The organism is Kitasatospora sp. NPDC057542 (genome assembly GCF_042801945.1).
Lineage (GTDB): Bacteria > Actinomycetota > Actinomycetes > Streptomycetales > Streptomycetaceae > Kitasatospora.
Map to the genome: position 1 here is coordinate 1 of NZ_JBHVFE010000391.1, position 8,589 is coordinate 8,589.

Genomic DNA, 8,589 nt, shown 5'->3' on the forward strand with positions numbered 1-8,589 from the left:
CAGGCCGGGGGCGGGGGCGGTTGCTGCGGCGGCGGCTGCTGCGGCTGACCGCCGGCCGTCGGCCGTCGGCACCTGATCGCCCCGGTCAGGCCCCGACCGGCACGGCCGACGCCCTCGCCAGGAACCGCCGGACGATCTCCTCCCCCGCCGTCACCCCCACCTCCGTCAGGGCGGTGACGCCGGGGGCCGTCCAGCCGCTGTCCGCGAGCTCGCCGTGCCCCGGGCGCCAGCCGGCGTCCGCCGCGAGCAGCAGGTCCGCGTCGAGCAGCGAGTCCCCGGCCGCCAGCACGGTGTCGGCGCCGCTGCGCCGCACGGCCTCGGCCAGCGCGGCGCTCTTGGTGAGCGGCGCGGGCACCGCGTACACCTTGCGGCCCTGCAGGGAAACCGTCCAGCCGCGCTCGGCGCACCAGCCGGTCAGCTCCGCCAGCCAGCCCGCCGGCAGCGCGGCCCGCTCGACCACCAGGTAGGCGAACAGCTCGTCGGCGACCTGCCGCTTGTGCGTCCACTCCGGGGCGGCGCACAGCGCGAGCCGCCGGACCACCTCCTCCAGCGGGGCCGAACCGGCGGCGATCCGCGCGGTGATCTCGGCCCGCCAGTCGCGGTCCGGCACGCCGTCCACCAGCAGCTGCCCGCCGTTGGCGCAGATCGCGTACGCGGGGACCCAGTCCGGCGTCGGACCGGGCAGGTTGACCCGCCCGTACTGCTCCGGCGTCCGGGTGGTGGCCGGCACGAAGCAGGCCTCCCGGGCGAGTTCGGCGAGCAGCCCGGCGGCCCGCTCGGTCATGAAGGACAGCGGCCGCCCCTGGTACACCTCGACGCAGAGCAGCCGCGGCGCTAGCCGGTCGGGCGCGCCCAGGGCCATGGCCCGCTCGGAGTAGATCAGCGTCCGGTCGAGGTCGCTGGCCACCAGAACACCCATCAGGAATCCCTCCCCGCAGTCTCGGTCACGGCGCGCCCGCCGGTCACGGCACGCCCGTCGTCCCCGGTCGCCCCGCGGCTGTAGCGGGGGTGGATCAGGCCGACGCAGGTGTACGGCAGGCCGTCCACCTCCTCGACCTCGACGCCGCGCTGGGCGGCGAGCAGCCGGACGTGGTCGAGGTCCGCACCGGCGCCGCGCCGGGCGAGGATGCGCCAGGGGACGCGGCGCAGCAGCACCCGGGTGGTCTCGCCGACGCCGGGCTTGACCAGGTTGACGTTGTCGATGCCGTACTCGGCGCTGATCCGCTCGACGGCGGCCCAGCCGGTCCAGTCGGGCGCCCGGTGCGGGTCGGCGGCGAGCCGCTCGGAGCCCTCGACCGCCGCGGTACGGACCTCGCCGAAGCGGGCGGCCACCGCGTCCAGGAAGGCCGCCGAGACGTCGCTCCCGGCCAGTTCGGCGTAGTGCTTGGCGCCGTGGAAGTCGTCCGGCCCGATCAGCCCGGGCCGCAGCACGGTGCGCGAAACCAGCCCGGAGACCGTGGAGTTGAGGCAGGCGGACGGGATCAGGAAGTCGTCCCGGGTGCCGTACGTCCGCACGCAGCGACCCGGGTCGGCGAGCACCGCGAGGTCCGGGTCGAAGCCGGTGCCGGCCAGCGCGTCGGCGAGTTCGCGGGTGATCGCGCCCTTGCCGGTCCAGCCGTCCACGAACACCACGTCCCCGGCGCGGTGATGGGCCGCCAGGTACCGCAGCGCGACCGGGTCGATGCCGCGGCCGCGCACGATCGAGACCGCGTAGTGCGGCACGGACAGGCCGTGCGCGAAGGACAGCCAGCGGCGCACCAGGATGCCGACGGGCGTGCCGGCCCGGGCCAGCGAGGCGAGCACCAGCCCGGGACCGCGCTCGCGCAACAGCGTCTCGGCGACGGTGCCGACGGCGAGCGCGATCCGGCCGGCGGAGCCGCGCAGCGCCTGGTGGAACAGCTCCTGGTACTCGGGGCTGGGCTGGTACTCGACCGGCAGGGACTCGGCGTAGTGCGCGCCGCCGTTCTGGACGGCCTCCTCCCGCTCCTCGGTGGGGGCTTCGAGCACGACCCCGGAGAGGTCCTTGAGCAGCCAGGCCACTTCCTCGGCCGGGTACGAGGAGAACGCCGGCCCGTACAGGGGCGCGGGCAGCGAGGCAGACGCGGGCGGCGACGGGGGCACGGGCAGCGCGGCAGCCGCGGCCACCGGCCGGTGCGAGGGCAGCACCGCGAGCACCACCCGGCCGGTCACCTGCCGCAGCTGGCCGAGCAGCGCACGCTCGCCCTCGTGCAGCGCCGGGGTGTCGGCCACGTCGTCCACCACCAGCACCACGGCGTCGAAGCGCCGCGCCGGGTCGCTGCCGGGGGCGACGTTGTACGCGTAGCGCTCGTGCGATCCGCCGTCCTGCGGGTCGTCGTGGGCGGGGAAGGCGAGCCGGGTGCGGATGGCGTAGCCGGGGTCGTCCACCGCCAGGACGGGCGATCGGGTGGTGGTGGAGAACCGGACGCGGTCGCCGCCGAGCCGCTCGGCGAGGGCGTCGGCCAGGCGCAGCGGCGCGTACATCAGCTCCTCGAAGCCGAGCACCAGCACCCGCTGCGCCCCGGCGGGCAGGGCCTCGGCCAGCTGCCCGGCCAGCCGGGGCAGGACGGTGTCCAGCCGGTCGCGGTCGCGGGCGGTGAAGCCGTGCCGGCCGCCGTCCGGGAGCCCTGCGGGCCAGTCCAGCTCGACCCGGACCAGCGGCGCGGCGGCCGCCGATGGCACGGTGCCCGGGGTGACGGCCTGCGAAGGCGCGTCCGCCGCCGCCTCCGCGATCAGCCGCTCGGCCCGTTCCAGCAGGTCGGCGGGCAGTTCGACGCCGCCGCTCGCGGTGGCCACCAGGTCCAGCCGGACACCGAGTTCGGCGGCGGTCCGGTCGAGCCGCTGCCGGTCGGCCGCGGAGCGCAGGTCCACCAGGGCGACCACCACGTAGTGCCCGCGCGGGTGGCGGGCGTGCAGTTCGCGGATGGTGTTGAGCACCGTCTGTCCGGTCGAGAACTCGTCGTCCACCAGCACCAGTGGCCCGTCCCCGGCGAGGAGCGCGGGGTCGGCAGGCAGCAGCAGGTGCGAGGTGGCGTGCGAGTGCTCCTCCTCGAAGCCGCCGAGCGGGGCCACCCCGGGCACCGGGCGGCGGGTGGAGTGCAGGTAGGGGGCGTCCAGGCCGTCGGCGACGCTGTGGCCGAGGCCGGTGGCGGTCTCCGCGTAGCCGAGCACGACGGCCCGCGCGGCCGCCTCCGCACCGAGCAGTCGGCGGACCCGCCGGCCGAGTTCGAGCCCGGCACCGTGGACCACCGAGGGCCGCTGCGGCACGTGCTTGCCGAGCACGTTGGAGACCAGCAGGTGGGCGCGCTTGCGGTTCTCCCGGAGGGCCAGGCCGACGAGTTCGGGCAGTCGCTCGGAGCCGGTCAGCGCGATTCCGGCCCGGTCGGCGACCCAACGGCCGGTCCACGTCTGCGGTGTTGCTGTCACTGCTGGTCCTGCCTTCGATGGTGCGGTGGTGCGTTCGTCATATCGGCGCTGCGGAAACCGGGGGGAACGGCGCGGGCTCGGCCGCGGAAACAATCAGCCGCACAGGCAGGCCGACAGCAGTTCCGCGAAGCTCACGTCCTCCCGGGCCACCCCGAACACCTCCGCCCGCAGCAGCACCCGCTCCGCCCAGGCCCGGTGCGGCCGGGCCTCGTTCATCTTGTTGGTGTACGCCGAGCGCAGGACTCCGCCACCGTCCTGCTCCTGCCGGAGGATGTCGCGGGCGTCGCAGTACTCCTCGTGCGTGACCACGGAGAGGGCGTGCACGGCCGGCACGTGGCTGGGGTGGATGCAGGTCTTGCCGAGCAGGCCGTTGGCCCGGTCGAGTTCGACCTCCCGGATCAGCCCGTCCAGGTCGTGTTCGATGATCCGCCGCCGGACCTCCTCGCCGGAGGCCCGGAACGCCCCGGCCGCGGCGGGGACCGAGGCCCCGGTGAACGGGGTCCGGCGCAGCTGCGGCTTGAACATCCGCTCCTGCACCGGGAAGTACTCCCAGACCGGTCCGGTGACGGTGTACCCGGTACCGTCCGCCCGGCCGAGCACGTTGACCACGTCCCCGACCACCGCGGCGACCAGCGCCACGTCGTACGCGGTGAGGTCGGGCGAGCGCCGCAGGCCGTACGCGGAGCAGAGGTCGGTGACCCCGAGCCGGACGGCGAGCACCCGCTCGCGGTGGCCGGCGAGCAGCTCGGCGATGCCGAACAGCTGCTCCCGCCTGGTCTCCAGGTGGGCGAGTTCGGGCGACTCCAGGACGGGCATGGCGAACAGCCGCCGCCCGGTCGCGGCCTCGGCGGCGGTCAGCGCGGCCAGGTACTCGCCGCCGTTCGCGGGGGTGAACTTCGGCAGCACGAAGCCGCTGAGCAGTTCGACGGCCGGTCCGAGGCGTTCGGCCAGGTCGAGGATCTGGGCGGCGGCACGGACCCTGATGAAGAGCAGGGGGTGACTCTGTGCACAGTCGGTGAAATCCTTGACCAGGTCATTCAGTTGCTCGACCAGGTTCCGCTCGCCCGCGTCCACCTCGTGGTCGGCGATCGCGTCCTCCAGGCAGAGCACCATCGACACCACGCCCCGACCGGCGAGTTTGCGGATGTCGGCGGCCAGGGCGGGCCTGGTGGCCGGGCTGTAGAGGGTGCCGCCGAGGGCGGTGGAGAGCACCGCCGGCTCGCTCCGCGCGGTGAAGGGACGCGGCTGCTCCAGGAAGAGCCGGCCGCGTACGTCCTCGGCGAGGTGGCCGAAATGGCGCAAGGTGCTCTCCTCCAGGAAGTGGACCGGCCTCCGGCCCGTTGCCGACGACACCCTGGTCAACCGGCCGACCGGGCGCCATGGTTCCCGGGCACGCCTCCGCCGGACGCCCCTGCGCCGAGCCCCCGGGGACCTTTCGACCGCCCATCGTACGGACGGGATCCGGCCTCTCCCGGTTCCCCGGCACTGAACTCCCGGAACATCCCGGTCCACTTGGACGATCATGGGCGCACCCTCGGCGAACCTCGGAAACGACGGCGGCAAACCTCGGAAAGCGCAAGTCTTGGCAAAGTCCGACCCGGCGCGGAGCGGTCCGGTCACGTTGTCCGAAGGGGTGGCGAACAGGCAGGATGGTCGGCTATGACGCACGTGATGGCCAAGGGCGCCAACATCGCACTGCCGGCGGCGGCGGTCCGCGCCGTGCTGCGCTGGAGCGCCACGCCCGGTGCGCCGGACGTGGACGCGTCCGCGCTGCTGCTCGGCGCCACCGGCAAGGTCCGTTCGGACGCCGACTTCGTCTTCTACAACCAGCCCCGTCACCCCTCCGGCCTGGTCCGCCACCTGCCCAAGCAGCAGACCTCCGGCGGTGCCGAGATCGTCGACACGGTCGAGGTCGAGCTGGGCAAGCTGCCCGCCGAGGTGGACCGCGTGGTGCTGGCCGGCTCCTCCGAGGGCGGGCCGTTCCGCGCGGTGCCGGGACTGCGCCTGCTGCTCTTCGACGCCACGGCCGGTGAGGGCGCGTCCGCGCTCGCCGAGTTCGGGATCGACGACGCCGAGAACGTCACCGCCCTGGTCGCGGGAGAGCTGTACCGCCGGTCCGGGGCCTGGAAGTTCCGGGCGATCGGGCAGGGCTACACCTCCGGGCTGATCGGACTCGCCACCGACTTCGGCATCACCGTGGACGACGAGGCCGAGGCCGACCCGGCGCCCGGGGCCGCCACCACCCCCTCCGGCCCGCTCGACCCGCGCAGCACCCCGGTGCCGGACCCGCGCCCGACCACCCCCGAGCCGGGCACCTTCACCCTGGCCCCGGCCGTCCCGCAGTCGCCGCCCAACCAGCCGCCGGCCACCGCACCGGCGACCCCGCCGCCGCCCGCGGCCCCGCCGACCATGCCCCCGCCGCCGCCCACCGCACCCCCGGGCCACCAGCCCGGCACCGGCTACGGCTACCCCCAACAGCCCGGCACGGGGTACGGCTACCCCCAGCAGCAGCCCGCCGGCGGCTACGGCTACCCGCAGCCGGGCGGTTACGGCTACCCCCAGCCGAACCAGCCCGTCCCGCAGCAGCAGCGCCCCACGGGCTACGGCTACCCGCAGCCCGGCACCGGCCAGCAGCCGCCCGTCCCGCCGCAGCCGCCGACGGCCCAGCCCCCGGCGCCCACCGGCGAGGAGTTCGCGCTGCCCCCGCAGGGCCCGCAGTTCCAGCCCCGCTGACGCCCCGGCGGGGCCGCCCGGCGGCCCCGGCCCCGCCGAACCCGGGCCCCCGTCCGGGCCGGGCCCCCGCCGCGAGACCGCCGGTCGCCGTCAGTCGCTCTTGTACCCGCGCTGCCACTGCATCCCGAACCCGTACAGCCGGTCGATGTCCGCCTGGAACCCGTTGACGTACCGCACCTCGCGGCGCACCGTCAGCTGGTTGTCCCCCACGTTCTCGATCAGCACCACCGCGCAGGAGCGCGCCGCGCGGGCCCGCTCCTCCAGCTTGATCTCGATCCGCGGCCCGGCCTGCGGCACGATCGTGACCACCGCGTGCGACTGCTCGAAGGCCGGCGTGCCGTCGTAGATGTAGACGAAGATCAGCAGCCGCTTGAACTTGTCCTTCTTCTCCAGGTTGACGTACATCGTCTCGCCGGACGGCGCCCCGTACTGGTCGTCGCCGCTGAGCTTGATGTACGGCGCGCTCTGGAGGTCGCCGAAGAGCCCGCCGAGCGGCTGCACCACGCCCGTGGTCCCGTCGGAGAGCTCGTACATGCAGGCCAGGTCGAGGTCGACGTTCACCGGCTCGCTGCTCTGAGCCGAGTCCGGCTCCAGCGGCCGCAGGATCCGCGGGCTGAAGAACCGCTTGACGGAGTCCCGGGTGCTCGGCCGGACACTGCCGGAGCTCATCGTCCAGTGCAGGTTGACGTAGAGGTAGCCGGTGGTGGCGGCCGACCCGGTGATCGCGTGCTGCGGGGACGACTTGGTGAGTGTGACCTTGTGCTGACCGCCGGGGTTGTCGAAGGTGTAGCTCTTGCCCCCGCGCAGGTACTCCCAGATCGAGACCATGCAGTCTTCTCCCCCCTGCTCCCGCCAGGCGTTCTGACGGTCCGCCGACCAATGATCGGGCATCGGCCCGGCCGTCGGATACCCCGTCCGCCCCCTCCCCTACCCAACCCGGCCCGACCGGCGGGTCGATTGGCCGGAGGAAGCCGCCCTCCCGTAACATGCCGCCCCTTCGGACGCGATATCGTCTAGCCGCACAGGTGTCCCGTCCGCCCCTGCGCGAGCGCGGCGGGCATGCCGTGCGGCGACGAACGAACCGTCAGGCAGTGCCCGCACGACTGATCCTGACCGCCTGTGTCGCGCTGTGATCCTGTCCCCTGCGGAAACCCGAGGCCCGACCCGCAATGAACCTGACCTCCATACAGCTGGTCTGGACCGTCGTCGGCGGCGCAGCCCTGCTGTTCGTCGCCGTCCTGATGGCGACGCTGCGTTTCAAGAACTCGAAGAAGGACGAGTCCGGCGACTCCTGGGAGCGCAGCGAGGAGCGCCGCCGCCGCAAGGAGATGATCTACGGCATCTCCTCGTACACGCTGCTGTTCTGCTGTGCCGGTGTCGCCGCCGCCCTCTCCTTCCACGGCCTGGTCGGCTTCGGCAAGGAGAACCTGGGCCTGTCCGGCGGCTGGGAGTACCTCGTCCCGTTCGGCCTGGACGGCGCCGCGATGTTCTGCTCGGTGCTCGCCGTCCGCGAGGCCAGCCACGGTGACGCCGCGCTCGGCTCGCGCCTGCTGGTCTGGGTGTTCGCGATCGCCTCGGCCTGGTTCAACTGGGTGCACGCCCCGCGCGGCATTTCGCACGACGGCGCCCCGCAGTTCTTCTCCGGCATGTCGATCTCGGCGGCCATCCTGTTCGACCGGGCGCTGAAGCAGACCCGCAAGGCCGCCCTGCGCGAGCAGGGCCTGGTCCCGCGTCCGCTGCCGCAGATCCGCATCGTCCGCTGGCTGCGCGCCCCGCGCGAGACCTACGCGGCCTGGTCGCTGATGCTGCTGGAGAACGTCCGCAGCCTGGACGAGGCGGTCGACGAGGTGCGCGAGGAGCGCCAGGCGAAGCTGGACGCCAAGGCCCGCGCCCGTACCGCCGACCGCCGCGAGCGGGCCGAGCTGAAGGCCATCTCCCGTCAGGGCGGCATGCTCGCCCGGGCCCGCGGCGGCCGCCAGGTGCCCGCCCTCACGGCTGCCGGAGACGGCCCGAGCACTACGGAGCCTGCCCTAGCCGCGGGTCCCGACGCCACCACCTCGACCTCGGCCTCGCGCCAGTCCACCGACTCGCTCGAACCGGCCTCCCTGGACGCCGGCCGCCGCCCGCGCGCAGCCGTCGGCTCCTCGTACTCGTCGTACTCGTCCTCCTCGGCCTCCGGCACCGGGTCGTCCCGCAGCGGCTCGACCATCGACCTGACGGCCGACGACGACACCCTGTCGATGCCGAAGCTGGACTCGCTGGAGCGCAAGCTGCGCGCGATCGAGCAGCAGCTCGGCTGATCCGAGGCGTCCGGGCCCCGCGTCCGCAGCGGGGCAGCGGTCCGGTCCGTGGTCCGAACGGGCCGCACCGGACCACGGACCCACCGGACCACCGGCACGCGAAACGGCCGCC

General features: G+C 74.3%; 6 protein-coding genes. 2 read left to right on the forward strand and 4 right to left on the reverse strand.

The window, feature by feature from the left end:
• Positions 1-85 precede the first annotated feature (85 nt).
• The 3 genes from ACFU7Y_RS33895 to ACFU7Y_RS33905 form a co-directional block, all read right to left on the reverse strand.
• On the reverse strand, positions 86-919 hold the full coding sequence (locus ACFU7Y_RS33895) for an HAD family hydrolase (RefSeq protein ID WP_380770660.1): 834 nt from the start codon (positions 917-919) through the stop codon (positions 86-88).
• A complete protein-coding gene (locus tag ACFU7Y_RS33900) occupies positions 919-3,444 on the reverse strand; it encodes a phosphoribosyltransferase (protein WP_380770661.1) in 2,526 nt (841 codons plus the stop codon). Before ACFU7Y_RS33900 ends, ACFU7Y_RS33895 begins: the two co-directional genes overlap by 1 nt.
• Before the next feature lie 93 nt (positions 3,445-3,537).
• On the reverse strand, positions 3,538-4,746 hold the full coding sequence (locus ACFU7Y_RS33905; protein WP_380770662.1) for an HpcH/HpaI aldolase/citrate lyase family protein: 1,209 nt from the start codon (positions 4,744-4,746) through the stop codon (positions 3,538-3,540).
• Positions 4,747-5,103: 357 nt separating this feature from the next.
• Between ACFU7Y_RS33905 and ACFU7Y_RS33910 the strand changes: the two genes are divergently transcribed.
• Entirely contained in the window at positions 5,104-6,177 is a 1,074-nt protein-coding gene (locus ACFU7Y_RS33910; protein WP_380770663.1) for a TerD family protein, read from the forward strand.
• A 90-nt stretch (positions 6,178-6,267) separates the two neighbouring features.
• Here ACFU7Y_RS33910 and ACFU7Y_RS33915 read toward each other — a convergent pair whose 3' ends face one another.
• On the reverse strand, positions 6,268-7,005 hold the full coding sequence (locus ACFU7Y_RS33915; protein ID WP_380770664.1) for a Tellurium resistance: 738 nt from the start codon (positions 7,003-7,005) through the stop codon (positions 6,268-6,270).
• 341 nt (positions 7,006-7,346) lie between these two features.
• Here ACFU7Y_RS33915 and ACFU7Y_RS33920 point away from each other — a divergent pair, with 341 nt between their 5' ends.
• Positions 7,347-8,477 (forward strand): DUF2637 domain-containing protein, encoded by a 1,131-nt coding sequence (locus ACFU7Y_RS33920; protein ID WP_224284046.1) that lies wholly within the window; start codon positions 7,347-7,349, stop codon positions 8,475-8,477.
• Positions 8,478-8,589: the final 112 nt, after the last annotated feature.

What these genes read in the sequence shown, in the direction of transcription:
- ACFU7Y_RS33895 (WP_380770660.1), bottom strand. Translation starts at nt 919, where the DNA reads ATGGGTGTTCTGGTGGCCAGCGACCTCGACCGGACGCTGATCTACTCC.
- ACFU7Y_RS33910 (WP_380770663.1), top strand. Translation starts at nt 5,104, where the DNA reads ATGACGCACGTGATGGCCAAGGGCGCCAACATCGCACTGCCGGCGGCG.
- ACFU7Y_RS33915 (WP_380770664.1), bottom strand. Translation starts at nt 7,005, where the DNA reads ATGGTCTCGATCTGGGAGTACCTGCGCGGGGGCAAGAGCTACACCTTC.
- ACFU7Y_RS33920 (WP_224284046.1), top strand. Translation starts at nt 7,347, where the DNA reads ATGAACCTGACCTCCATACAGCTGGTCTGGACCGTCGTCGGCGGCGCA.